The 25,529-nt window shown below is 36.0% G+C and carries 23 protein-coding genes and 1 other RNA gene; 8 read left to right on the top strand and 16 right to left on the bottom strand.

The window, feature by feature from the left end; all coding sequences use genetic code 11:
• Positions 1–5: 5 nt before the first annotated feature.
• A complete protein-coding gene (locus JM81_RS03135) occupies positions 6–896 on the bottom strand; it encodes a 3-hydroxyacyl-CoA dehydrogenase family protein (RefSeq protein ID WP_144800655.1) in 891 nt (296 codons plus the stop codon).
• Positions 893–1,867: a Gfo/Idh/MocA family protein gene (locus JM81_RS03130; RefSeq protein ID WP_144805565.1), complete on the bottom strand. Its 975-nt coding sequence runs from the start codon at positions 1,865–1,867 to the stop codon at positions 893–895. The genes JM81_RS03135 and JM81_RS03130 overlap by 4 nt, the downstream gene beginning before the upstream one ends.
• Positions 1,868–2,014: 147 nt before the next feature.
• Here JM81_RS03130 and JM81_RS03125 point away from each other — a divergent pair, with 147 nt between their 5' ends.
• A complete protein-coding gene (locus JM81_RS03125; RefSeq protein WP_089260216.1) occupies positions 2,015–2,656 on the top strand; it encodes a protein-L-isoaspartate(D-aspartate) O-methyltransferase in 642 nt (213 codons plus the stop codon).
• On the opposite strand, the gene smpB is transcribed toward JM81_RS03125, so the two are convergent.
• Both smpB and JM81_RS03115 read right to left on the bottom strand, forming a co-directional pair.
• Positions 2,653–3,114 carry an SsrA-binding protein SmpB gene (gene smpB, locus JM81_RS03120; RefSeq protein WP_089260217.1) on the bottom strand — a complete coding sequence of 154 codons (462 nt, stop codon included), beginning with the start codon at positions 3,112–3,114 and terminating at the stop codon, positions 2,653–2,655. The genes JM81_RS03125 and smpB overlap by 4 nt on opposite strands.
• Positions 3,115–3,201: 87 nt before the next feature.
• Positions 3,202–3,744, bottom strand: coding sequence for a SixA phosphatase family protein (locus tag JM81_RS03115; RefSeq protein ID WP_144800654.1), 543 nt, complete (start codon positions 3,742–3,744; stop codon positions 3,202–3,204).
• A gap of 84 nt (positions 3,745–3,828) precedes the next feature.
• On the opposite strand from JM81_RS03115, the gene JM81_RS03110 reads away from it, so the two are divergent.
• Complete coding sequence (locus JM81_RS03110) at positions 3,829–5,457, top strand: type IX secretion system membrane protein PorP/SprF (RefSeq protein WP_144800653.1); 1,629 nt, start codon at positions 3,829–3,831, stop codon at positions 5,455–5,457.
• Positions 5,458–5,537: 80 nt separating this feature from the next.
• Here JM81_RS03110 and JM81_RS03105 read toward each other — a convergent pair whose 3' ends face one another.
• Positions 5,538–6,131 (bottom strand): TetR/AcrR family transcriptional regulator, encoded by a 594-nt coding sequence (locus tag JM81_RS03105; protein WP_089260220.1) that lies wholly within the window; start codon positions 6,129–6,131, stop codon positions 5,538–5,540.
• A 110-nt stretch (positions 6,132–6,241) separates the two neighbouring features.
• Complete coding sequence (gene clpB / locus JM81_RS03100) at positions 6,242–8,842, bottom strand: ATP-dependent chaperone ClpB (protein ID WP_089260221.1); 2,601 nt, start codon at positions 8,840–8,842, stop codon at positions 6,242–6,244.
• A 156-nt stretch (positions 8,843–8,998) separates the two neighbouring features.
• Between clpB and ytxJ the strand changes: the two genes are divergently transcribed.
• On the top strand, positions 8,999–9,394 hold the full coding sequence (gene ytxJ, locus JM81_RS03095) for a bacillithiol system redox-active protein YtxJ (protein WP_144800652.1): 396 nt from the start codon (positions 8,999–9,001) through the stop codon (positions 9,392–9,394).
• A gap of 29 nt (positions 9,395–9,423) precedes the next feature.
• On the opposite strand, the gene JM81_RS03090 is transcribed toward ytxJ, so the two are convergent.
• A complete protein-coding gene (locus JM81_RS03090; RefSeq protein ID WP_144800651.1) occupies positions 9,424–10,608 on the bottom strand; it encodes a hypothetical protein in 1,185 nt (394 codons plus the stop codon).
• Positions 10,609–10,853: 245 nt separating this feature from the next.
• Here JM81_RS03090 and glyA point away from each other — a divergent pair, with 245 nt between their 5' ends.
• A complete protein-coding gene (glyA, locus tag JM81_RS03085) occupies positions 10,854–12,128 on the top strand; it encodes a serine hydroxymethyltransferase (RefSeq protein ID WP_144800650.1) in 1,275 nt (424 codons plus the stop codon).
• A gap of 11 nt (positions 12,129–12,139) precedes the next feature.
• On the opposite strand, the gene JM81_RS03080 is transcribed toward glyA, so the two are convergent.
• The 8 genes from JM81_RS03080 to JM81_RS03050 all read right to left on the bottom strand — a co-directional run bounded on the left by JM81_RS03080 (position 12,140) and on the right by JM81_RS03050 (position 20,022).
• Positions 12,140–12,784 (bottom strand): hypothetical protein, encoded by a 645-nt coding sequence (locus JM81_RS03080; RefSeq protein ID WP_144800649.1) that lies wholly within the window; start codon positions 12,782–12,784, stop codon positions 12,140–12,142.
• Between the two features lie 156 nt (positions 12,785–12,940).
• Positions 12,941–13,612, bottom strand: coding sequence for a response regulator transcription factor (locus JM81_RS03075; RefSeq protein ID WP_089260226.1), 672 nt, complete (start codon positions 13,610–13,612; stop codon positions 12,941–12,943).
• Positions 13,613–13,640: 28 nt separating this feature from the next.
• Positions 13,641–15,734, bottom strand: coding sequence for an ATP-binding protein (locus tag JM81_RS03070; RefSeq protein ID WP_144800648.1), 2,094 nt, complete (start codon positions 15,732–15,734; stop codon positions 13,641–13,643).
• A 93-nt stretch (positions 15,735–15,827) separates the two neighbouring features.
• Entirely contained in the window at positions 15,828–16,004 is a 177-nt protein-coding gene (locus JM81_RS18380; RefSeq protein ID WP_186435518.1) for a hypothetical protein, read from the bottom strand.
• A 136-nt stretch (positions 16,005–16,140) separates the two neighbouring features.
• Positions 16,141–16,872 (bottom strand): LytR/AlgR family response regulator transcription factor, encoded by a 732-nt coding sequence (locus tag JM81_RS03065; RefSeq protein WP_144800647.1) that lies wholly within the window; start codon positions 16,870–16,872, stop codon positions 16,141–16,143.
• Between the two features lie 139 nt (positions 16,873–17,011).
• Positions 17,012–18,556, bottom strand: a complete 1,545-nt coding sequence (locus tag JM81_RS03060; protein ID WP_261374945.1) for a right-handed parallel beta-helix repeat-containing protein — start codon at positions 18,554–18,556, stop codon at positions 17,012–17,014.
• A 19-nt stretch (positions 18,557–18,575) separates the two neighbouring features.
• A complete protein-coding gene (locus JM81_RS03055) occupies positions 18,576–18,965 on the bottom strand; it encodes an acyl-CoA thioesterase (protein WP_144800646.1) in 390 nt (129 codons plus the stop codon).
• A 1-nt stretch (position 18,966) separates the two neighbouring features.
• Positions 18,967–20,022 (bottom strand): glutaminyl-peptide cyclotransferase, encoded by a 1,056-nt coding sequence (locus JM81_RS03050; RefSeq protein WP_144800645.1) that lies wholly within the window; start codon positions 20,020–20,022, stop codon positions 18,967–18,969.
• 135 nt (positions 20,023–20,157) lie between these two features.
• Between JM81_RS03050 and ffs the strand changes: the two genes are divergently transcribed.
• Positions 20,158–20,256: signal recognition particle sRNA small type (ffs, locus tag JM81_RS03045), an RNA gene on the top strand.
• Between the two features lie 90 nt (positions 20,257–20,346).
• Complete coding sequence (locus JM81_RS03040) at positions 20,347–21,156, top strand: SDR family oxidoreductase (protein WP_144800644.1); 810 nt, start codon at positions 20,347–20,349, stop codon at positions 21,154–21,156.
• 30 nt (positions 21,157–21,186) lie between these two features.
• Here the strand turns inward: JM81_RS03040 and JM81_RS03035 are convergent, their stop codons facing one another.
• A complete protein-coding gene (locus JM81_RS03035) occupies positions 21,187–22,569 on the bottom strand; it encodes a TlpA family protein disulfide reductase (protein WP_144800643.1) in 1,383 nt (460 codons plus the stop codon).
• A gap of 178 nt (positions 22,570–22,747) precedes the next feature.
• Here JM81_RS03035 and JM81_RS03030 point away from each other — a divergent pair, with 178 nt between their 5' ends.
• Both JM81_RS03030 and JM81_RS03025 read left to right on the top strand, forming a co-directional pair.
• Positions 22,748–24,370: an ABC-F family ATP-binding cassette domain-containing protein gene (locus JM81_RS03030; protein ID WP_089260234.1), complete on the top strand. Its 1,623-nt coding sequence runs from the start codon at positions 22,748–22,750 to the stop codon at positions 24,368–24,370.
• Positions 24,371–24,402: 32 nt separating this feature from the next.
• Positions 24,403–25,527, top strand: coding sequence for a hypothetical protein (locus JM81_RS03025; RefSeq protein WP_144800642.1), 1,125 nt, complete (start codon positions 24,403–24,405; stop codon positions 25,525–25,527).
• Positions 25,528–25,529 lie beyond the last annotated feature (2 nt).

Raw genomic sequence — 25,529 nt, 5'->3', positions numbered from 1 at the left:
AAGTTTTAAATTATAAATTGGTTAGCGACAATTTCCGCCTTTTTACTTTTGGAATAATCATAAAAACCTTCTCCGGATTTAATTCCTAGTTTCCCGGCCATGACCATGTTTATCAATAGGGGAGAAGGTGCATATTTTGGATTTTTAAAACCATCATACATAACATTTAATATGGATAGGCACACATCTAAACCAATAAAATCCGCTAATTGCAAAGGTCCCATAGGATGTGCCATTCCTAATTTCATAACCGTATCAATTTCTTGAACACCGGCAACATCATGGTGTAAAGTCTCTATGGCTTCATTGATCATGGGCATTAAAATCCTATTGGCTACAAAACCAGGGTAGTCATTTACCTTTGTGGGTGTTTTGCCTAATTTCTTGGAAAGGTCCATAATGAGATCGGTAGTGTCCTTTGATGTGCTATAACCGTTTATGATCTCTACTAGCGACATAATAGGTACCGGATTCATAAAGTGCATGCCAATTACCTTTTGTGGTCTAGTGGTGGCTGCGGCAATTTGGGTTATGGAAATTGAGGAGGTATTGGATGCCAAAATAGTTTCCGGATCGCAAAGGGTATCTAGTTTTTTAAATATACCCAATTTAACCTCTACATTTTCAGTTGCGGCCTCTATGACAAGGTCGGTACCAACAACCCCTTCTTCCAAAGTTGTAAAACTTTTGATATTGGATAGCGTATTTTCCTTGTCGGTCTTACTTATTTTTTCCTTTGCCAGCATACGGTCCAAATTTTTGATTATGGTGGCTATACCATTATCCAAGGCCGTTTGTGTTACATCTATTAAATGTACATTATAGTTGCATTGTGCAAAAACATGGGCAATACCATTACCCATGGTACCGGCACCAATTACGGCAATTGTTTTCATATAGATGTAGTATTAAATGATGAAATAATTTGTAAGGCCACTTCCAAGGCCTGTGTACCTTGTCGTAAACTTACTACCGGTGTAGTATCATTGTTTATGGCATCTGCAAAAGATTCCAATTCATCTAGTATGGCATTATTGGTAGCAATAGAGGGGTTTTCAAAATATATTTGCTTTTTGATGCCTTCCGCATTTTGTAGAATCATATCAAAATCACCAGCTTCCTTGGGAGCGTCCTTCATTTTAACTACCTCAACCTTTTTCTCCAAGAAATCTACCGAGATATACGCATCTTTTTGGAAGAACCTTGATTTTCTCATATTTTTCAGGGATATTCTACTGGCAGTTAAATTGGCTACACAACCATTTTCAAATTCAATGCGCGCATTTGCAATATCTGGAGATTGACTTATCACCGATACACCACTAGCGTTTATCTGTTTAACTTTAGAATTTACCACACTGAGAATGGCATCAATATCATGAATCATTAAATCTAGCACCACGGGTACGTCCGTACCTCTTGGATTAAATTCCGCCAAGCGATGACTCTCAATGAACATAGGTTCTTTGATCGTATCTTTTATAGATGTAAAGGCAGGGTTAAAGCGCTCTACATGTCCTACCTGGCCTTTCACGCAGAATTTCTTTTCCAAATCCAATAAAGATTGTGCCTCTTGTAGGGTATGGGTAATTGGTTTTTCAATAAAAATATGTTTACCCTGTTCTATTGATTTTTTGGCACATTCAAAATGAGAAAGGGTGGGAGTAACAATATCTACTACATCTACTGCAGCAATAAGCTCATTAATGTTATCAAAATAAGTATAACCAAATTCTGCACTTACTTTATTGCCATTAATTATATCCGCATCATAAAACCCAATTAAATCATATTTTGGAGATTCTTTAAGCAATCTAAGGTGTATCTTTCCAAGATGCCCGGCTCCTAAAACACCAACTTTTAACATTTGTTTCTTTTTTCTCAAAAATACGCATAGTTGTGTAGTTTTATCCCATGAGGAAATTCAATTTTTATGAATTTGAACTTAAGTTTTGAACAGGGTCTTCGTTGGTTGAAAGAACTTTGCTAACTTTGGTTTCCAAACCAACTACCATTGAGAGATACCTTAAAACACAGGGGAATGCGCAATCATTTGGCGCAACTATTGATTGATAAGGGAATTACGGACAATAAAGTTCTTGACGCCGTAAGGGAAATTCCTAGACATTTATTTATGGATAGCAGTTTTGAAGGGCATGCCTACCAGAACAAAGCATTTCCTATTGCTGCGAACCAAACTATTTCACATCCTTACACTGTTGCATTTCAAACTGAATTATTGCAATTAGCAGAAGGGCACAAAGTTTTGGAAATAGGTACGGGTAGCGGATATCAAACCGCAATATTATTGAACCTTAAGGTAAAGGTTTATACCATAGAACGTCAATTGGAACTTTTCAAGAAAACCAACTTATTCTTTAAAAAAATGGGATATCGCCCTAAAAAAATCATATTTGGGGATGGATACAAGGGGCTTCCGGAAAATGCACCGTTTGATCGTATAATAGTAACAGCAGGTGCTCCAGAGGTGCCAAAGGCTCTGTTGTCTCAGCTAAAGGTGGGGGGTAGATTGGTCATACCAATTGGATTTGAGGAACAAATTATGACCTTGTTCGTAAGAACGACCGAAAAAGAATTTTCCAAAACAGAATATGGTTCTTTTAAGTTTGTGCCCTTACTTGAAAATAAGAATTAATTATTAAAATTCTTTTTTACACGATCAAGGTTACGTTTGTTGTCGCGGTCTTTAAGTACTTCTCTTTTGTCGTATAATTTTTTACCTTTTGCCAATGCTATTTGTAGCTTGGCCAATCCTCTTTCGTTAATGAAAAGGTTTAAGGGAACAATTGTAAGTCCTGATGTTTTTACCTCTTTGCTCAATTTTTTAAGCTCTCTTTTTTGTAAGAGTAATTTACGTTCTGCTTTGGGTTTATGATTAAAATGAGACGCATGGGAATATTCATCTATTTGCATATTAATGACAAATAATTCTCCCTTGTCGTTAAATTCACAGAAACTCTCGGAAATGGAGGCACGACCTTCACGAATAGATTTTATTTCGGTACCGGCCAAAACTATTCCCGTTGTATATTTATCCAAAAGCTCATATTCAAAACGAGCTCTTTTGTTCTTAATGTTGATATTCTTTTGCATTAAAAGCAAAAATAAGCACAATTGTATGAAAGTGGGGGAAAATTGTCATTATTTGATTAAGTGGCGTTTTAACGTATAGGCCTTTACTTAGTCAGGGCAATTACAGTTGAACAAAAGTTTGGTTACGGTGGGTATATCATTGACAATTTGAACGATAAACAAAGTACCGTTTTCACTATCATCGATATCTGTAAATTTATCTTCCTCAATCAATAAATTGACAAACTCCGGGGTGGTATTGCTATGGCCTACGATAAGAACATTTTTATTGAGGTTATCTGCCTTAAATTGTTCAATATCAAGGATTCTAGGGTCGTAATATTGAACGTCAATATTTTTTTTGACCGATGTGGGAGCAGCGGTCATGGATGTTCTGTTATAATTGGTAGAGTAAATGGCGTCCAACTCAACGTCATTAAAAATTTCTGCCCAATGCATTGCCCTTCCCAAACCCTTTTGGTTTAATTCTGGATCCGCATCATCTGGGTTACTTCTTATTTTTTCCGCATGCCTAATCAAGTAAAAAGTTGAAACCGTAATTTCTTCGTTTGGTAGTTCTTTTGCTGGTTCTTCCTTGCAGGATAGCGTAAAGGTTAGCAATATAAGAAGCGCAAATTTTACAACTTTCATAAAATTAAATTTATTGGATTAATTTAATAACTAAAATTAGTTTAAAATAGTACTATAAATAGTCTATTTTTTGTTTTTTTGCATATGAAAAAATTCTGTGGGGCACTTCTTATTGGTTTTGTAGTTTTAGGCTTAAGGGCGCAGGATGTCGTACTGCCTACTGATTTTAGACAACAAAACCTTACTGAATATAATGGTAGCTTATTAAATCCGGCATATAGCTTAGGGCGCAACAATCCGTCTTCCATTGCCATGTGGGCCAGATGGCAATGGCAAACCTATGATGCCGATCCTACATCATTATTTATAAACTATACGGCCAATATCAATGAAGTTTCCGCAGCAGGTGTGGGTTTTTTTCAACATAATACCGGTATTTATTTAAATACGGGCGCAGCATTGAACTATGCGTACAACATTCAATTGAATGAGGATGTATTTCTGGGTGTTGGACTTAACCTTTTTGCATTTCAGCAAAAATTGGCCGATCAACGCTTTTTTGTGCCCAATCCAATTCAGACCACCATTAGCAATGATTTTATTATTCAAATGGCACCAGGTATAAATTTAAGGGTCGATAAATTCAACATAGGTTTAGTGTCCGAAAATCTGTTTGACTATAACCTTAGCACAAATGAACGTAACTCCGACCCTGGTGACCGAATGTTTTTTGCGTTGGCCAGTTACGATATTCCCATTTCAATTTTAAATGGGGATGATAATTCAGTTCTAAGACCCTCCTTATATTATAAAACCGTACCGGGCGTGGATAATCAATTGGGGCTACAAGCGTTGTTGACCACTAACAAATATTGGGTGCAAGGAGGTTATAATAGTTTTTATGGTATTTCCGGTGGAGTAGGTGGCAGGTTTTTTAAACGATTGTCCATAGGTGCTCTTGTAGAAGTAGGTACCAGTAACGACCTGAAAGGTCAGGACCCATCCTTTGAATTGGTAACGTCTTATAAATTGGGCAAATTACAATCTACGGAGGATCAACTTGAAGAAGAGTTGATAGCGGCCCAAAAGGAAAAAGAAGAACTGGTTAAGGATGAATTGACTAGGGCAGAAAAGCTTGCTGTTAAAAGAGAGGCCAAAAAGCAAGACCGTTTGGAAAAGTTGCAGGCCCAAAGAATACAGGATTCCATATCGGAATCTACACGATTGGCTGAAGCTGAGGAAAAGATTTCCAAAAGAGATTTACGAAAAATGCGTGATTCCATTGCAGAAGCCAAGGCGGCACAAGCACTAGCCGATGCAAGAGCGTTGGATCAAAAAAGGAAGCAGGATTCCATAGCATTGGATATGAGGCAAAAGGAAGAGGCCTTAGCGGCGTTGCAGCAGCAAAAGCAAGATTCAATAGCAAAGGCAAATGCCGCTATTGCCGAAGCGGAGCAATTGGCCGCACGTAATGAAGTGGTACAGCCAAGGGCAGGAGAGAAGTATGAAGAAGTGGAAAAAGAAGGCTCCTTGACCCCAGGTTATTATTTAATAGCTAATGTATTTGGAACCAAGAAGTATTTAGATGCCTTTATGGCGGATATGGGTAAAAAAGGCTTAAATCCTAAATCTTTTTATCGTTCATTGAATAAGTACAATTATGTATATTTAGGAAAGTATAACACAATAAAAGAAGCCAGACAGGCTAGAGATTCAAAGTTAAATGGACGTTATACTGAAAAGTTATGGATATTTAGGGTTACGGGTAAATAGTAAGGGGTATAATACGTATACCCAGTATTGCTTTTATCTATTGTGAAAGGATACCCTTTTTTATAAAAGGGTACTTAGTTTTATTTAAGTTCTCTCCTAATGAGCACTTCCAAGTAGGTAACCGTATTCAATAAATATTTTCTATCCTTGGTCAAGGTTGCCATTGCAATAGAGCCTTGTATAATGGTAAATAATTGCTTTGCAAACTGTAAGGGCGTAACAGGAAGTTTAAATTCGCCCTTATTGACCCCGTTTTCAAGGACCAATGCAATTTTACCCTCAATGTCCTTAATGGTTTCCTTTGTAGCGGAAGCCAGTAACCGGTTATTATGTTGTGCATCTATACCCACATTAAGAATGGGGCAGCCACCCATGGTAAGGGTAAATACATCATACTTTTTATAAAATGCGATTAAGTTGCCGATTTTCTCCATTGCGGTGCCCTCAATGGCCAGTTGTTCATCTATCGCGTTTAATAACAAAGTGCGATTATATTCAAAGGCAGATAGGGCCAACGCCTCCTTATTTTCGAAATTGCCATATAACGCTCCTTTGGTTAAATTGGTGGCTTCGGTCAAATCGCTCATACTGGTGCCAATATAACCGTGCTTGTTGAACACTGGTGCGACTGTCTCAATAATATAGGCGGTCGTTCTTTCGGCTTTGGTAGACATATTCGACGGTTTTATGCGAATATAAAAAATCTATACTGTATGGTATATATTGTTGATAAAAAAAAGCGTCCATAAAAATTATATGGACGCTTAATTATCAATTTATAAAATTATACGGTAATATCCTCTTGATTTCTAAATACAAGGCTGTTGTCAAAAGCATCTAATAATACAACACTATCAGATTTGATTTCGCCGCTTAACAATGATTTGGAAAGATTGTTCAATACTTCCCGCTGTATCGTTCTTTTGACGGGCCGTGCTCCAAATTGTGGGTCATATCCCTTGTTTGCCAAATATTCTATTGCTTCCTGGGTAGCATCCAAAGTAATTTGTTGCTTATCCAACATCTTCTTCAAGTTTTCTAACTGCAACTTTACAATTTCCTCAATGTTATCTTTGGTCAAAGGCGTAAACATTACAATATCGTCTATCCTATTGATAAATTCAGGTCTAATCGTTTTTTTCAGTAGCCCAAGAACTTCAATCCTGGCCGCTTCAGTTGCGCTATAGATATCATCTGTATTCTCAAATTTCTCCTGTATGATTGCACTACCCATGTTACTCGTCATGATTATAATAGTGTTTTTAAAATCTGCAACCCTACCTTTATTATCGGTTAACCTACCTTCATCCAATACTTGTAAAAGAATATTGAACGTATCTGGATGGGCTTTTTCAATTTCATCCAAAAGAACTACTGAATATGGTCTTCTTCTGACCGCCTCTGTCAATTGACCTCCTTCATCATACCCCACATATCCTGGAGGGGCGCCTACTAATCTACTAACCGAATGGCGTTCTTGATATTCGCTCATATCTATACGGGTCATCGCGTTTTCATCATCAAACAGATATGCTGCCAATGTTTTGGCCAATTCGGTCTTACCGACACCTGTAGTACCTAAGAATAAGAACGATCCAATTGGTTTCTTGGCATCTTGCAAGCCGGCCCTACTTCTTCGTATGGCATCCGAAACGGCCTCAATAGCCTCCTCTTGGCCAACCACACGTTTGTGCAATACCTTTTCCAATTTCAGCAATTTTTCACGTTCACTCTGTAGCATCTTGGTAACCGGAATTCCAGTCCATTTGGCAATTACCTCTGCAATATCCTCACTGGTAACCTCTTCTTTAATAAGTGTTCCCGAGTTTTGTTGCGCATTGAGATCATCTTGCAACTTGGTAAGTTTTTCCTGTGCCTCTTTGATCTTGCCATATCTAATTTCGGCAACGGTGCCATAATCACCGTTACGTTCTGCACGCTCGGCTTCTGCCTTGTAGTTTTCAATGTCCAACTTTGTTTGTTGAATATTGTCCACAACGGTTTTTTCACTTTCCCATTGAGCAAATATTTCATTACGTTCTTCCTTAACATTGGCTAAGTCTAAATTTAAGACCTTTAGCTTTTGTTTATCGTTTTCACGCTTTATGGCTTCAATTTCAATTTCTAATTGCATGATTTTACGGTCAAGCACATCCAGTTCCTCTGGTTTGGAATTAATTTCCATTCGTAACTTGGATGCTGCTTCATCCATTAAGTCAATAGCCTTATCCGGTAAGAACCTATTGGAAATATAACGTTGGGAAAGTTCAACGGCAGCAATGACGGCCTCGTCCTTTATACGGACCTTATGGTGGGCCTCATATTTTTCCTTGATTCCCCGTAAGATGGAAATTGCGCTTTCAGTATCAGGTTGGTCTACGACAACTTTTTGAAACCTTCGTTCAAGAGCCTTGTCCTGTTCAAAGTACTTTTGATATTCATCTAATGTAGTAGCGCCAATTGCCCTTAATTCACCACGTGCCAAGGCCGGCTTTAGAATATTGGCCGCATCCATGGCACCTTGGCCGCCACCGGCACCTACCAAAGTATGTATTTCATCTATGAATAGGATAATGTTGCCATCTGCACTAACTACTTCCTTAATGACCGCTTTAAGGCGCTCTTCAAATTCACCTTTATATTTAGCTCCTGCAATCAAGGCTCCCATATCCAGGGAATAGATAACTTTTTCCTTGAGGTTTTCCGGTATATCCCCTTGAATAATTCTATGGGCCAAACCTTCTACAATGGCTGTTTTACCCACACCGGGTTCACCCACTAAAATTGGGTTGTTCTTGGTACGCCTAGATAAGATTTGTAAAATTCTACGAATCTCCTCATCCCTACCAATAACTGGGTCCAATTTACCGCTATCTGCAAGTTGATTTAGGTTTTTTGCATATTTCTGTAATGAGTTGTAATTATCCTCAGCACTTTGCGAGGTGACTTTATCACCATTTCTTAATTCTGCAATTGCGGTATTCAATTGTTTTTCCGCAACACCTTGGTCTTTTAATATTTGGGAAATTTTGCTTTTAGAGCGTAAAATGGATATAAACAAATGTTCAATGGAAACGAATTCATCTCCCATTTCCTTAGCAATGGCACTGGCTTCATTGAGCGACTTGCCTGCTTCTCTTGAAAACTGAATGTCACCACCCGTTACTTTAGGAAAACTCTGTAGCTCTTTATCCAATATCTGTTGTACCAATGTAAAATTTACCCCTAATTTTTTAAGTAAAAAGGGCATAACATTTTCCTCAACCTCTGTTAAGGCCTTGAATAAATGTTCATTCTCTATTTGTTGATGCCCCAAATTGTGTGCAATCTGTTGGGCATGCTGTATAGCCTCTTGGGATTTTATAGTAAAATTATTTATGTTCATTATCTGTATTTTTAGTTAATTGTAATACTTTTGAGGTGTGATGTTCAATAATCTTACCAAGTAATAAGGTAAGACAAAATGGCTTGATTTAACAGAAAATAACAGACAAATAGTCAGGTTCGATGTGTATCAAGAACATTAGACCGAAGATAATTTATGGGAATATTTAGTGGAATTTTTGGAGGGGCAAAAAACGAAGGGGAGCAAAATAGTAAATCAATTCCTTGGCAAGATTTGACCATGGTTGCCCAATTAGAAGAAATAAAGCAAGCATCCGCCGCAAGGCCACAAGTAATTTTTAAACATTCTACCACATGTGGTATCAGTAGAATGGTCCTGAATATGTTCAAGGGCAATTATAAGCTGGATGAAGGGCAAATGGATTTTCATTTTTTAGACTTACTTGCCTATAGAGAGGTGTCCAATGCAATTGCCGCTACGTTTAACGTTATGCATCAATCGCCCCAGATGCTCATCATTAAAAATGGGGTAGTGGTCTACCATAATTCCCATGGTGCAATTTCAGACGTAGAATTAGAAGAATATGTATAAAAAAAAGCCCCAGAAATTTGGGGCTTTTTTTAGTTAAAACTTTGTCTGTTCAGAATATTTTTGAGGTTGTTCTTTAAGTCTTCCCCCGCATCATATACCATTTGCTCATTGCTTGGAAAAGGTACTCTTGCACGCTGTAACAATGCCGTTAAATTATTGTCCAAGGCTCTTTTGTCACCGCTATAGTTGGCATATATATGTTCAAAAACAAATTGGCTGCTCAAAGGGTATTGATTTATTTTTTGTTGTTTTTTTAAATCTATAAAATTTACAACACCGGTAACTTCCGCACTCTTAAATTGTGTAAATTGATAAAAATCACAACGAACCGTCTTGAACTTATCGATTTTAATGCTATTCCCTAAACTGTCCGATACCACATTGCCATTGCGATCCTCCACAAACGTATACCCATCCTTAATCTGCTTCTCCTTGCTTATTTGCTTTTCGCTTATCTGTTCCGGTGAAATATTTATATTTTCAAAAGATAGCTCCATTAAATAGTCGTACACTCTATCTTTAATTTCATTGGTATGGTATTCCGTCCACTGGTTGTTAAGGCCGTAAGTATTTAAATTCAAAAGTTCATCCTCTAAACGTCGTGGAATAACCATATCCGTATTATTGTTCATCTCTACCAAAACATAATCCAATCCTTTTTGGTAGGCTTCATCTATTTTTAAAGTTACATCTTTAAAATTAGGATTAAGTTGCTGTAAATAATTCAACTCATTGTAAGCAGTCCTATAATCAGATTTATAAGTGGCGTTGTTTATTAGGTTGTTTGCCCTATCATATAAATAGTCAGATAGATTCAATTTAGAAGCTATGATATTATCATCGTAATTTTTAAAACTAAATTGAGCCTTCCTGTTTTCATCCTGAATATATAACGGCAATAACGGTTTGATCCGCTCTTGGATAGCCTTTAGGTTGTTATAGGTATTGTATATCTCTTCAAAATTAGCAGGATTGCCATCTTTTTTTAAAAATTTTATGTGCTGTAATTCCCGCTCAGCATGTTTTTTAAAACCTTCTTCCAAAAGAACAATATAGGTCTGATTGCTTTTTTTGGTCTTGTTTTCTGCAATGTTTACAAGTGCCTTATTGATTGCGCCAAGGTAATTGCCTGTATTTAGGGCTTCTTGTGTTTTTTTAACTCCGCTACATGAAAGGAGTATTCCTATAAAACTGAATAGTAGAAATTTTTTCATGACTGATAATTTTAGAATTCAATAGAGCTATTTCAACAGCCGTGCCACAAATAGCTGAATAGATAACGAATGGGGGTGATTAATAGTATATTTTCGATGAAATCCATACATGGTTGGAATAAAACAGATAAACCATAGATAGTTATTAACTTTTATTTAATAAAAAATAATCCCTTTTGAACTTTTTTATATTTCATTAGATAGTCTATTTGTATTTTTGCAACTTATTCAAAAGAAAGAACAGCATGCAACGCGACACTACGATTTTTAATCTAATAGAAGAAGAAAAGCAACGTCAGATCAATGGAATTGAATTGATAGCTTCAGAAAATTTTACCAGTCCCCAAGTAATGGAGGCCCAAGGTTCCGTTCTTACAAATAAGTATGCAGAAGGCTACCCTGGAAAGCGTTACTATGGAGGTTGTGAAGTTGTGGATAAGGTAGAACAGTTGGCCATTGATCGTGCAAAAGAGCTATTTGGTGCCGCATATGCCAATGTACAGCCACATTCGGGTTCGCAAGCAAATGCTGCCGTTTATCATGCATGTTTAAAGCCAGGAGATAAAATTTTAGGTTTTGACCTATCGCACGGTGGACATTTGACCCACGGATCTCCAGTTAACTTTTCAGGAAGATTGTATAAGCCCGTATTTTATGGGGTGGATAAGGAGACTGGTAGATTGGATTATGATAAAATTCAAGAGATTGCTACCAAAGAGCAACCTAAGTTGATAATTGCAGGTGCTTCTGCCTACAGTAGAGATATGGATTTTGCCCGTTTTAGAAAGATTGCGGATAGTGTGAACGCTATTTTATTGGCAGATATATCTCACCCTGCAGGATTAATTGCTAAAGGTTTATTGAGCAACCCTATACCGCATTGCCATATTGTGACTACAACAACACACAAAACTTTGCGAGGGCCAAGGGGAGGTTTAATATTGATGGGAAAAGATTTTGAAAATCCGTTTGGGATAACCTTAAAGAACGGCAAGCTAAGAAAAATGTCAGCTTTATTGGATTTGGCCGTTTTTCCTGGTAATCAAGGAGGTCCGTTAGAACATGTGATAGCTGGTAAAGCTATTGCTTTCGGTGAAGCATTAACAAGTGAGTATGCGGCATATATTGAGCAGGTAAAGAAAAATGCCGATGCAATGGCCAAGGCATTTGTTAAGCGTGATTATCATATTATTTCTGGCGGTACGGATAACCACATGATGTTGATCGATCTGCGAAATAAAGATATATCCGGTAAAGATGCCGAAAAAGCATTGGTAGAAGCAGATATTACCGCAAACAAAAATATGGTGCCTTTTGACGATAAATCACCTTTTGTAACTTCTGGTATTAGATTTGGTACTGCAGCAATTACCACACGTGGTCTAGTAGAGGCGGATATGGAGGTTGTCGTTGATTTAATTGATCAGGTCATCAACAACCCAGAAGATGAAAAAAGCTTGAAAACCGTTAAGACCAAGGTTAATGCAATGATGAATACCAGGCCTATATTCAACGCCTAGGTCATGATCATTTATTCTGTTAGGAACTCAAGGTCTCCGCTGACGTAAGTATTACGCATTACGTCATAAATAGAGGCCTCATCATCTTTATCAAGATAAATGCCCCAGAATTCTAAATAGGACTTTGGGGCAAAATCTATGGCTGAATCTGAAATTTCAGAATTTTCCAAATTTTCTTCAAAAATGGGCACAAAAATTTCATAAGGTTTTTGTGTAAGTCCCTTGGTCAAAAAGACATAATTACACGCAATCTGTTTTAGAATATTATTGATTTGGGTAGGAATACTTTTGTCATAGATGCGCTTAATTACAATACTGGTATCATTTAACGAAATTGTAAGCTCATCTATATCTATTACAAGTTTGTTTTTCAAATTAAGTACTTCCAAACCGTGTTGTAAAGGTGCTTCGTTTTTATGGTTGTTGCCCCATCTACCGGTATTGAAATGTGAAAATAATTCCATTAAATCCAGGTTACAATCAAATTCCAGTACCAGATTTATTCCGTTAGAGGTTATACTCTTACTCTTTAATTTTACTGTAGAAAAGTAATAAAACTCTAGGGTAGATAGAAATTCATCTAAGCCAATTATCTCTTTATTGTATTCTAATTTTAATCTAGAATTATTGATAAAGTTTTCAAAATTGAAAGGCATAAGCAATTTTTTAAAGCATTCTTTCTATAAAGATACTTTTCTCCCCAATTTTATAACACTAGGAAAACCTTATAATTTTGGAGGATATTATAATAAAATGACACAGATAAATCATAATTATCTGTAATTCAATTACTTAATTTAGGTGGTTGATTTTTAAAGAAAACCACGATTTTTGGCTTCGTTGATTAATGCTAAATCGTTGCCGTTTTTTATATCAAATAACGCTTTCAGTTGTCTTTTACGAGCTTCGACCGTAGTATTGGCAGAACCGATCAAAGGGGCAATATCCCTGGTATGGATTCCTTGTGATAGATGATAAAGAATTTTTTGATCTTGATCATCGATTACAATATCACTGGACATTCTTCTTCTTATGGCAGCCAAGGCACTCGCAGTATAATAAGATGAATTCTTCATAATGGTCTCTACCATACTTTTCAAAGAAAGTTCATCTATCTCTGACTTTACCATGTAGCCGTCCGGATTAACTTTTTTAAAAATATTGTTGATACGGTAATTGTCACTGTATGAAGACATAAATACAACTTTTGATTTAGGCACTTCTTCTCTTGCTAAAATGCCAAGGTCAATACCAGTTCTGGGGTCTTTGGATTCTACTGAGAAAAGCTGGATGTCCAATAGAATGATATCATAGGGAATGGCTCTTTTTGATAGTTCAATCTTAGCCTTACCTTTTTCAAAACTTTTTGCGATTTCAACTTTTACGTTAAAATCATTAAAATCAGAATCTTCCAAGATATATTTATATCCTAAAGTCGTCATTTCATGATCATCTACCGCTAAAATCCTTACTGTTGAATCCATTATGGTTGTTCTATGCTATTGTAAGTTACTAAACGTTTTCAAACCTAGTATTATTATCATCAAAATTATTTGATTTATTTCTAATGGGTATCCTTAAGGTAATTGTGGTTCCCTTCCCTTTTGCGGATTCTATGTTCCACGTACCGTTTAGCTTATTGATCCTAGAAGTAATATTTCTGATACCAATACCTTTTTTGCCTTTTACATTTTTAAAACCTACCCCATTATCACTCATAATTATCTTAAATTCATCATCCGTTCTAAGAAAAGTTATTTCAAATATGCTGCATTGGGCATGCTTGATTGCATTTTGAAACGTTTCTTGGATAATTCTATAGGCATTGATTTTAATATCACCGTCCAAACTATCCCAATCCTCATCTTCATTGAATTTAAAGAAAGTATTAATGGCCACATTTCTTTTAGCAGCATCTAAAAGTGATTCTATAGAATCCGTAAAGTTGTTGATCTTTTGGTAAGCGGTATGGCTCAGTTCATGAGAAATTGAACGGATCTCATTCTCAATTTCCTGGAGAGAGCCCAATGCCTTTGATTTTTCGGCAATGGCTTCTTCCGTTACACGTTTATTTAATCCGGTCAAAATCATTCTAGCGCCCAGCATTTTACCAAGTACGCCGTCATGTAACTCTTCTGATATTCTTTTTTGTTCCAGCCGTTTAACCTCATCAACTTTTTGTTTTTGAGTAAGCATGAGGTTAAAAATTTCCTGGTTATTGGCCTGCTGTTGTTGGTCAAAACGAAGTTTTTGGTTTTTGGCACGTTGGGTGATAATGATATAGATGGATAGTCCTAATAAAAATAACCCCCCTGCAATGGCAATCCAAATACTGCGTTGTCTGGAAAGAATGTTCTTTTCACTTTCAAGCTCCACATTTTCTGCAATAAATTCATCGGTTTCAAACCGGATACGTGCAAATTTGTTTTGTTGTTTACGCTCTTCTTTTTGTAAACTATCGTCTAATTGAATATATTTTTCAAAATAATCTATTGAATTTTTTTTGTCCAAAGTCGCCAATAGTGACCAAGTTTGAAGTAGGATTTCAAGGTTTTCACTTTCCAATGAAAGAGTTTCCGCTTTTTTGGCACTTGTTATAGCTGCTAACGTGTCCTTAGAATAAACTAAGTATTCAGAAAAATTAAAATAAGAACCGGCAAGGCTTGCAGTTTGTTCTTCTTTAGTCTTAATGTCAATTGCTCGCTTAAAAATGCTTTTTACCCCTAAAGTGTCTTCGCTATAAAGTTTGCAAGCTGCTAAATTGCTTAACGCTATAGCATATAACTTAGGTTTGTCCTGTAATATGTTTTTAGTTGTAATTACTTTAAAAAAATTTTCAATTGCATTCTTGTATTCTTTTTTATCTCTGTATAGAACCCCTATATTATTGATAACTTGCGCTTCTTCGTAATTTTTAAAATTTAAGAAACTTAGATAATATAATGCTTCATTATAGTAAGAAAGAGAATTGTCATACTCACCCAAAGCACCTGATAAAATACCTAATAAGTTATAGCTGTGGTAAAGGAAAAGTGTATTGCCCGTTTTTTTAAATTGTTCAATAGCTTTTATAATTGCTGATTCACTTCCTATATAGTCTTTTATTTCAATTTGAATTTTAGCCATTTCTAACAATATCCTTCCAGATAATTCTATTTCATTGAGTCTTTCAAAGACTTTTTGAGCTTCGTTAAATGCGTAATATGCACTATCCTGAACGGCATATTTATCATAATAAAGAGCCAAATCCCAGTAGCTATTAGCTAAGGACAAAGAATCCTGGATTCTCTCATTTAGTTTTATTGCTTTTTTGTTGATTATACGGAAGAGTGTACTGTCAAAGGTAAAACTTTGGTTAAAGGATAATTGGGAATAGTATTTGGCTTTTACAGTATCGATTGGTTGTTGGTCGGCATAATGTACCGCTTTTTGCAGTAATTGTAGTTTCTTATCATTGTTGTTCTTGATACTTTGACCCTCCTTAATCCAAATACTAATGCTATCATTATTAGTAGATGGAACGTTATCGTCCAATTTAATATCCGAGTTGGTACAAGCTTGAAGTGAGATTAAGATTAGAATTGTATGCAGGTATTTTTTAAGCAAGAAATAGGTTTATGGGATATTATTGAAACCAAGGTATAAAAAAAAAGTCTTCAACCGTTGGTTGAAGACTTTTTATATGGTAATAGTAGCTGACTAGCTTACGCCAGACTGTCCACCTCTAGGAGGCAATTCAGCTGAACAATCAGAACAAGCCAAAGCTTTGGAAATATCATTTAAAAAATCAAATTCATTGGCACTATTCTCAATTACAAAAGTTGCCATTCCTAACGCCATTACTGCTACTGCTAAAATACTCGTTACTTTTTTCATTTTGTGTGTTTTTAGGGGTTTTTGGTTTATTATACTGCCAAAGTAATATCCATTAAACACTTAAATAGTAAGTTTTTCCACACTTTAGTGAAAAGGTGGAATCTGCTAGTAAATGACCTGATTTTGAGAGAATTCGTTAATTTAGGGAACTTAGTGTATTTCTGGACAATACTTTCTTAAGGTTGTTCATATTTTCCCTATACGTTTTGGAGAACGGTAATTGTTCGTTGACGGTCTTTAGGGCGCAAATAGATTTTCCAAAATTTATCCTAGAAACATAATCAGTATTGACGATATAACTCTGGTGAATACGTATAAAGTTATTAGGTAACGTATTTTCAAAGGTTTTTAGTGTCTTATAGGCATTGGTTACGGTGCCGTCCTTCATAAAAAACTCTGTTGTATTATTGTCGGCTTTTAAATAAAGGATATCATTAGTGTTCAAATACTGAAAATCGTTATATGATTTTAAGCACAAGGTTGCGGGTGCTTTCTCCTTTGGCATTCTCTTTTTCAACTTTAATAATGATTTTCTAATGTCAAATTCATTAAAGGGTTGAAGCCAATAATCAAAGAAGCCATTTTTTATAGCATCATAGGCATAATCCTTGGAGGTAGCTATACCAATAAGTATAGGTAGTTCATTTACGTATTGGTGTATTTCCATGACCATTAAAAATATGGAAGCATAATCATGGTTAAGGTTGATAAACACGATATCTGGACTAAACTTTAAAATATCGTTTAATCCATCATTGGGATTTGTGGTGGTATTAATACATTCAAAATCACCATATTCATCCAAAAATGCATGTAACTGCAAATTGGAAACAGCATCAGAATCTATTATGGTGTACGTGTAATCCAAAAGAAATTAGTGTCTTCTACGAAATTACTTATAGCCAGCTAATTACGGACCAAGAATGTCCTTATAAAAATGGAGGACTTTTTGATAAAATCAACATATATAGGCTTTGTGAGAGAAAAACCTTTCAAGTTTAAGCTTGTTATTCGCTCGTTTCTTTGATTATTGCTTGATATGCACCCAAATCTGAAGTTAATGTCCGGGAGGTTCCTAGTAGGTCATTTGGTACATTGTTGGCAATATTTTGGTCGCCTTTACCAATTATATAAGAATCCAGGCCTATTCTAAAATCATTGCTGGATGGTTTAAAATAATCCAAATTTCCTCCCGTATAGATGTTGGAAAAATATTCCGTATTTAAAAAATCATATAACGGACCATCCTCAGCGGGTAGTTGGTCTTGCGTATATTGTATATGGCAATTTAGAAAACTAAAGTTGAACAATTTATCATTAGATGGGGTAAGTTCTAGTTCATATGCCGTATTGCCATCAATGATGCTATTTTTAAAATCAAGTTGTACTAAATCAAAATTAAGTTCTGGATTACTTCTGGAACTACTGGAAACGGTAAGGGTTGGTACAATTCTAAACCCTTTATTCCAATAATTGGCAATGGTACAATGCGTAAAACTATAGTGGCCTCCGTTTTCTATTTGCAAGGAGGTAGAGCCTGCACCACCTAAAACAAGGTTTTCGGCTATTATAATTGCTTGTTTGGCCCAGATATTATGTTGACCATTGTTATAAACCTGACTATTTCTTATGACCAGTGATTCTGTATTTTGAATTGCTTCCCCTTCAATAAATAATCCGATCTGCGCATTTTTAATGGTCAGATAATCTATAGTGTTTCCAATACTTCCTTTACTTATCCAGATAGTCCCCCATTGACCGGGCATATCATTATAAGCAGGTTCAAGTCTGTCTCCTTCAAAAATCACTTGATTTTCTAAACGATCCTCATCATCACTCAATTTGCCATTAATTGTAATACGAGCTTTTTCCCTTACGACCAAACCGGAATTGTTGTGAAAATATACCCTTGCACCAGCATCGATTTGAAGTTCTTTTTCTTCAGGTACTACGGCGTAACCAAAAATCACATATGGTTTATTGGCAGTAAAATGTAACGAATCTTCACTAAGTTCAAAACCGTTTACGTTTACTTCTTCACCATTTTCATCGGTATATAAAGTGATATTGTTTACATGGTTTCCTAAATTATTGGGATGCAAAAAAATGGCGTCTTTTGCCAAAGTGATCAATTCTACGGATTGTTGAAAAGGAGATTGATTAAACAAAATGGCATCCGTATATATAATTTCATTACTATTATCCGTAATCTCAATAGTCGTTTCAATTAGTATATACAGACTGTCTTGAGCGTATAATGGAATATTGTCAAATGCTTTACCCGCCACACCGTCCACATTTAATCTATAATAACTATCGGCGCCGTTTCTTAAGGATATTTCAGGAATAAACATATCCTCTTTAGTGCGGTTATACACTTTTAATGTGTATGTACTGCTGCCAATATTAGTAAATACGGTATCTAGGAAAACCGTGTCTTTGGAAAAGGTCAATTGCCCCATACTTGGGGAATATTCAAAATTTTTTCTACAGGAAGTAGTAAAAATTAAGACAATAATGGCAGAGAATACAATAAGTAAATTTACTCGCACAACCGTTATATTTTTCAAGTTAAAGGAAAATATCCTTTAATTTATCGGACACCCTAATAGGCCTATTGGTCTTGCTGTTCAATAAACACCATTCCGTACGTGCAAGAACCAATACCTTTTGTGTTTTTCCATGAATCATTTCTACAATTCTGGTAGATTTTGCTCCTGTGCTCGTCTTGATAAAAGTTGTCATGACTATAGGGTCATTTAAAAATGCCGCAGATTTGTATTCAATATGGTGACTTAGTACTACCCAAATTACTTCTTCTTGCAGCTCATTGGGGGCTTTGTGCTGCCAATGCTCTTTTGATATATCTTGAATCCATTGGACATAACGAACATTGTTAACATGGTTCAAGTCATCCAGGTCATCTTTAGAAACTATAAGTTCTTTCCTGTATACATCCATATTATTTTTTCTGGATTTTTACTTCAAACATTTTATCCCAGAATTTTCCGGTAACGAAAAAAGTTTTCCGTTCAGGATGATAAGCTATACCGTTCAAAACATTATTTACCTTGTCCCAATCTGCCGATTTTGTTATTAAATCACTAAGTCCGCTAAAATTAATAACCCCTTCAATGGCACCAGAATTACTATTGATAATCATGACACTAGGCTTTTGATATACATTGGCATAAAGTTTTCCATCAACAAATTCCAATTCATTTGCGGAATTTACTATAGATGAATTGGTAACGGTTTCAATATAACCTTCCTCGGTCATGGTATTAGGGTTTATGAACCAAATCTTTTCCGTTCCATCACTCTTAAATATTATATTGCCGTCATTGGCAAGTCCCCATCCTTCACGACTTTTTCCATATTGGAAATTATCCAATTTCTTAAGGGTGTGTAGGTCATAAATAAATCCAAGTCCGCTTTTCCAAGTAAGTTGATAAATTTTGTCGTTTAAAATGGTAATGCCTTCTCCAAAATAACTATCGTCCAAATTTATTTGTTCATAAACCTTGCCAGTTGAAAAATCTAATTTCCTTAAAAATGATTTTCCGTTCTTACCCGTACTTTCATATAGGGTGTCATTGAAGAACTCCAATCCTTGTGTATAGGCACCGGTATCATGAGGATATTCCTTTATGATGGTATACGTATATATTTCAGGAGCTTTTGCTGAAAAAACTTTAATGTTCTTATTGATTACCACGGTTTCACCTTCAGAATTAATTTTAGCGGTAAGGGTTTTATTTCCTAGAGTGGATACATCAATTTTAATAGTATTGTTGGTAAGTGGAACATCTTTGCCGTCTATACTATAGGTGACCTGGTTAATATCCTTATTTTTTTTATTTTTAATGGTAACACCTATTTCATCAAATTGTGTAATTTTTTTTACATTTTTATCAATGGTGATTTCAAATAAATTCGATGCTTTTTGATTGCCACTGCCACATGCCATATAAAGGCTAGGTATAAGAATTATGCAAATTATCTTAACTATTCTCATTAAAAAATTTTGGTATTTATGTTTCTATACTGATTTTCAGCACGTAAGAATTGCTGTTTAGAGAAGGCAATTTAATTCATAAAAATTAGAAACTAAAAGGATTGTGAAAGATTTAAAAGATTGTATATTTGCAGCTGGCAAGTCCTACACGACCAGCTCCTGTAGAATCCCCCAGGGCGGGAACGCAGCAAGGGTATATGGTCGTAGCGGTGCGATGTAGGTAGCTTGCCTTTTTTTGTACCTTATATTCAAATAATTTTTAAAAAGGTAACTTGTTAAAAACCAGAATTATATATGGTTTTGATTCACTTATTTTTCTGAAAAATGAATTCAAAAGTAGTTTTAATAACAGGCGGTTCTTCGGGAATAGGAAAGGCTGTAGGCATTTATCTAACAGAGCAAGGATATAAAGTTTATGGCACTACACGTAACAAGTCAAAATACCCCTTGTTTAAAGATTTTCCACTTTTGGAAATGGATGTTCGTAACACTGCTACCATAGCTAAAGCGGTTTCAACGCTAATGGAAAAGGAAGATACCTTGGATGTTTTGATAAACAATGCCGGAGTGGGTATTACCGGACCTATGGAAGAAACTCCTCAAGAGGAAATTATTAAGGCCTTTGCTACTAATTTTAACGGTCCTCTCAGTGTCATCAATGAAGTTTTGCCTATAATGCGTCGTCAGCAACATGGTTTAATAATCAATATTACTTCAATAGCCGGTTATATGGGATTACCTTATAGGGGTATTTATTCTGCAAGTAAGGCAGCTTTGGAATTGGTAACTGAAAGTTACAGAATGGAGACCAAACCTTTTGGGGTGAAATTTACCACTTTGGCACCAGGGGATTTTGCAACTAATATAGCTTCAGGGAGGTATCACACTCCTGTATTTGAAAACTCTCCTTATAAAGAAAAGTATCAAAGCACATTGGAATCTATTGACCAAGATGTGGACGGTGGTGGCGATCCACGTAATGTTGGCAGAAAGATTGCTAAAATTATTGAAACAAAAAATCCTAGGCCCCATTACAAGGTTGGGTCTTTTATTCAAAAACTATCATTGACCCTTAAAAGTGTTTTGCCGGGTCTTTGGTTTGAAAGATTATTGGAGCGGCACAGCGCCAATTAAGGATATACCGGAAGAATACCGGATTTAAATTCAATTATAATAAATGTTGGAAAAACCGTCTACTATTACACCATTATTGGTTATTATGGCCTTGTTCATAGGGTAGATAACCAATGTTTCAGTAAATTCTTTATAATTATCCGTATGGTATTGAGATTGGGTGTCCACACCTAGGTTTTTTAAAATCACCTTCCAATCGCTGTAGTCCGTCCTAATGTTGATACCTACAAATTCGTGGTCAGGTTTTTTGTCCTTTAGTTCCGCTACTCTTTTAAAAATTTCTTGGTATTGTTTTTTATTGTTTCCTGACCAAAAATAGAACATTACCTTTTTGTTCTTTCCAATCTCTGACAGTGTTCTGGTTTCATTATCAAATGAAGCAACGCTTAAATTAGGTATGACCTTTGAAGGCTGTAGGTTAGCTATTCCTTGGTATAGATTTTCAATCTCCTCTATATGCATGTTGTTTTTGGAGACCGTTTTAAATTCATTCAAGAACATTTCATTGTACTCAGGTTTGTCCTTTCTTTTTAAAAGATAGTCAAAAGCCACATTTCTGAACAAATTATCCCTTAATTCCTTCTCCATAACAAGACTGTCGATTAATTGCAGTTTGTGCTTGTTAAAATGTAAATGTTTGCTGGTATTAAAGTTTCTATTTTCGCAGCCTTTTATACAGTTCATATAGGACATATTGCCAAAATGGGCCTTCATGAAATCGTAATAGGGTCTTAGGTAGGTAAAATTCTTATTGTTGTAATCAATGGTGTTACGGTAGGCATAAAAACCTTTTGGGAGTTCATGTATATTTTCCTCTGCAGTTTTTCTTCTATGTTGAAAAGGATAAATTTCCTTATACCTATTGTACGTATATTCAATATTACCGGCCAAAAGTTCATAGCCATCATCAGAAATGGCAGTTTCTGCTCTTAGTTCGTTCAATCGTTTTAACTTATCATTCTTAAGACTTGAAATTTTGGAAAGAAATTCCTGAGGTTCCATTTCATAGTATTCAGCGTACATTGTTCTATCTTCCTCTTCTGCAGATAAAAACAATTCCAAAAGAAAATTGTTAAGCTCCTCGTTTGTTCCGGAAAACACTAAGGATTCATCAAAATAAATGGTGTTGAGCCTAACCATTAAACTATCTCCTTTTTCTAGATATACATACTGGTACTCGGGAGCAAGGTTAAAATGGTAAAGACCATTTTCTATATTGGCCAAATTGAATTTAAATCTATTCTTACCGTCCAGTTTGGCAGAATCAATTTTTTCCCCGCCCTTAAAAAGTACTACTTGGTCACTGGTAGGGTTTACGATTTCGCCTGCGAATAGAACGGTTTCCGAATCCTTTTTGGAAGAGGTGCAGGCTACAGAAAAAAGTACAATTGTACAGAGTAGAATTCTAATCATATGGTATTAGGGACTGATACATTCCAAAAATAAGGAACGTAAGGGCTGGTAGCTGTTAACGGCTAGTTAAATATTGTGAAGTTGAAAGTATAATAACTTAATGGAAATAGATGCTTTACATACTTGAAAAAGCTTATTTATTCTGTATTTTTGCACGGATTTTTAAATTACTGTTATTATGCTTTCTGTATCTAATCTTTCTGTACAATTTGGAAAAAGGGTGTTGTTCGATGAAGTAAACGTTGCTTTCACCCAAGGAAACTGTTATGGTATCATTGGTGCCAATGGTGCAGGTAAATCTACATTCTTAAAGATTCTTGCAGGACAAATTGAACCTACTTCCGGCCATGTTCATCTAGAGCCAGGTAAAAGAATGTCCATTTTGGAGCAGAACCATAATTCTGCCGATGCCTATACCGTATTGGAAACCGTGGTAATGGGTAATAAGCCTTTGTATGAAATTAAAAAGGAAATAGATGCACTTTATGCTGATTATGATGATAAGAATGCAGATAGGATAGGGGAGCTGCAGGTTAGCTTTGAAGAAATGAACGGATGGAACGCGGATAGCAATGCCGCGGCTTTACTTTCCAATTTAGGAATCAATGAAGAATATCATTATACGTTGATGTCGGAACTTGATTCCAAATTAAAGGTAAGGGTACTTTTGGCACAGGCCTTATTTGGAAATCCGGATGTATTGATTATGGATGAGCCTACCAATGATCTGGATTATGAAACAATTAGTTGGCTAGAGAACTTTTTGGCAGATTATGAAAATACAGTGATCGTAGTGTCGCATGACCGTCACTTTTTGGATACGGTGTGTACGGATATTGGGGATATTGATTTTGGAAAACTTAATCTATACTCGGGTAACTACACATTTTGGTATGAGAGTAGCCAATTGGCAGCCCGCCAAAGAGCACAACAGAATAAGAAATCTGAAGAGAAAGCCAAGGAGTTGCAAGAGTTTATTGCACGTTTTAGTGCCAACGTAGCTAAAAGTAAACAAGCTACATCTCGTAAGAAGATGTTGTCCAAATTAAAGGTAGATGATATTAAGCCTTCTAGTAGAAGATATCCGGCAATTATCTTTGATAGGGAACGAGAGGCCGGCGATCAGATTTTACAGGTAGAAGGACTTTCCGCTTCTACGGATGAAGGAGAATTGTTGTTTAACAATATCAATATAAATCTCGCCAAAGGGGATAAAATTGCTGTAATTTCAAGGGATTCAAGGGCTACAACAGCTTTTTATGAAATTATAAACGGGAACAAAAAGGCGGATAAGGGATCTTTTCAATGGGGTGTTACCACTACACAATCCTATCTTCCGGCAGATAATGCTGAATTTTTTAACGAAAACATAAATCTTGTAGATTGGTTAAGACAGTATGCCAAAACCGAGGAAGAGCGAGAAGAAGTATATATTAGAGGATTTCTTGGTAAAATGTTATTCAGTGGAGAAGAGGCATTAAAGAAATGTACGGTTCTTTCCGGAGGAGAAAAAGTACGCTGTATGCTTAGTAGAATGATGTTGTTAAGGGCCAATGTGTTAATGTTGGACGAACCTACCAACCATTTAGATCTGGAAAGTATTACGGCATTCAATAACTCGCTAAAGAATTTTAAGGGAACGGTACTGTTTACTACCCATGATCATGAATTTGCCCAAACGGTTGCAAACAGGATTATAGAATTAACTCCTAAGGGCAACATTGATAGGTATTCTACGTTTGATGAATATATGTCTGACAAGGCATTAAAGGAGCAACGTAATAAGATGTACGCTGTTTAAGCATAAAATAGATTAACCCAAATCAATGTTTTATGAAAACCTACAATTATGTGGCCTATATTGGTATGGCCCTAAGTATCCTAGCTTGTGATACGGTTACCAATATTGATACGGAAGAGCCTTCTTCCTTATTCGATGCCGATTATACTGTTATTTTGGAAAAGGATGGCCGTACATCTGCAGTGAATTTGGCCGCTGCGGAAGATGGTATGGAACTAAAGGAAGAATCCGCGGGATTTGAAAAGATTCCTAATACTACCCAAAACTATAGGGGCCAACAAAGTATAGGTTATTATTATACCAATAATTGTCAAGCCTTTGTTCAAGTGTTCAACGCACAAAATGATAATTCCTTTGTCATAACCGCATTTACCGATATAAATCCATGTGATATTGAAGTTACTGCTATTGCTTATACTGAAAATGCAATATATATAGCCTATATACAGGAATTGGCCGGCAAGAATGACCAATTCGCTATACGGTCCATTTCAAGGACGGGTGGTCAGGCTTCGTTCGTAGATGTTATGTTGGATAAAAAACCTGTGGATATGATACCTTCTACAGGAAGGTTATTTGTATTGACCGCTAATGAATATGTAGATAATGCATATTACTTAACAGTTATTGACGAAGAATCAAAAGGCCAACTAACGGAATTGGATATGGGGAAAGATGCAGCCAAACTGTTAAGAAATCACAGTAATCAGGTCATTGTGGCTTACCCAGAGTTGCACACCACCTTAGATCCTGTAAGTTTGGATAAGACCTACACCATGTACGGCAAAGGTACCGAACCGGGGTTTTTAACGGCAAAAGATGTGTACATGGATAGTTCCGGCCAAATCTATTATCAAAAGACGGAATCGTCCGCTGTTGTCAATACGGTACCCGCCATATATAATTTTGAACGAAACAGTACGGTAGTTTATCTGTTCGAAAATTTTTTAACGGAGTCAGAGATGGATGTCAAATATAATATCGGAGCTACGACCGCAATTGGTTACGATGATGCCAATGGTTTTATCCTGATAGGCTATCAGAAAAAGAACCAATTGCAACATGGGGGAATTTTAAGAGTCGGTATAACTCCAGATTTTAAGCTAATTGATCATATAGATTTAGAAGGTGTTCCGCAAAGCATTTTTGTGAAATAGCA

It is taken from the genome of Maribacter sp. MAR_2009_72 (assembly GCF_007827235.1).
GTDB lineage: Bacteria > Bacteroidota > Bacteroidia > Flavobacteriales > Flavobacteriaceae > Maribacter > Maribacter sedimenticola.
This window is presented reverse-complemented; position numbering and strand designations above follow the sequence as displayed.

Excerpts from the sequence above, each read along its gene's own strand:
- JM81_RS03135 (WP_144800655.1), bottom strand. The coding sequence starts at position 896 with ATGAAAACAATTGCCGTAATTGGTGCCGGTACCATGGGTAATGGTATT.
- JM81_RS03130 (WP_144805565.1), bottom strand. The coding sequence starts at position 1,867 with ATGTTAAAAGTTGGTGTTTTAGGAGCCGGGCATCTTGGAAAGATACAC.
- smpB (WP_089260217.1), bottom strand. The coding sequence starts at position 3,114 with ATGCAAAAGAATATCAACATTAAGAACAAAAGAGCTCGTTTTGAATAT.
- JM81_RS03115 (WP_144800654.1), bottom strand. The coding sequence starts at position 3,744 with ATGAAAGTTGTAAAATTTGCGCTTCTTATATTGCTAACCTTTACGCTA.
- JM81_RS03110 (WP_144800653.1), top strand. The coding sequence starts at position 3,829 with ATGAAAAAATTCTGTGGGGCACTTCTTATTGGTTTTGTAGTTTTAGGC.
- JM81_RS03105 (WP_089260220.1), bottom strand. The coding sequence starts at position 6,131 with ATGTCTACCAAAGCCGAAAGAACGACCGCCTATATTATTGAGACAGTC.
- clpB (WP_089260221.1), bottom strand. The coding sequence starts at position 8,842 with ATGAACATAAATAATTTTACTATAAAATCCCAAGAGGCTATACAGCAT.
- ytxJ (WP_144800652.1), top strand. The coding sequence starts at position 8,999 with ATGGGAATATTTAGTGGAATTTTTGGAGGGGCAAAAAACGAAGGGGAG.
- JM81_RS03090 (WP_144800651.1), bottom strand. The coding sequence starts at position 10,608 with ATGAAAAAATTTCTACTATTCAGTTTTATAGGAATACTCCTTTCATGT.
- glyA (WP_144800650.1), top strand. The coding sequence starts at position 10,854 with ATGCAACGCGACACTACGATTTTTAATCTAATAGAAGAAGAAAAGCAA.
- JM81_RS03080 (WP_144800649.1), bottom strand. The coding sequence starts at position 12,784 with ATGCCTTTCAATTTTGAAAACTTTATCAATAATTCTAGATTAAAATTA.
- JM81_RS03075 (WP_089260226.1), bottom strand. The coding sequence starts at position 13,612 with ATGGATTCAACAGTAAGGATTTTAGCGGTAGATGATCATGAAATGACG.
- JM81_RS18380 (WP_186435518.1), bottom strand. The coding sequence starts at position 16,004 with ATGAAAAAAGTAACGAGTATTTTAGCAGTAGCAGTAATGGCGTTAGGA.
- JM81_RS03055 (WP_144800646.1), bottom strand. The coding sequence starts at position 18,965 with ATGGATGTATACAGGAAAGAACTTATAGTTTCTAAAGATGACCTGGAT.
- JM81_RS03050 (WP_144800645.1), bottom strand. The coding sequence starts at position 20,022 with ATGAGAATAGTTAAGATAATTTGCATAATTCTTATACCTAGCCTTTAT.
- JM81_RS03040 (WP_144800644.1), top strand. The coding sequence starts at position 20,347 with ATGAATTCAAAAGTAGTTTTAATAACAGGCGGTTCTTCGGGAATAGGA.
- JM81_RS03035 (WP_144800643.1), bottom strand. The coding sequence starts at position 22,569 with ATGATTAGAATTCTACTCTGTACAATTGTACTTTTTTCTGTAGCCTGC.
- JM81_RS03030 (WP_089260234.1), top strand. The coding sequence starts at position 22,748 with ATGCTTTCTGTATCTAATCTTTCTGTACAATTTGGAAAAAGGGTGTTG.
- JM81_RS03025 (WP_144800642.1), top strand. The coding sequence starts at position 24,403 with ATGAAAACCTACAATTATGTGGCCTATATTGGTATGGCCCTAAGTATC.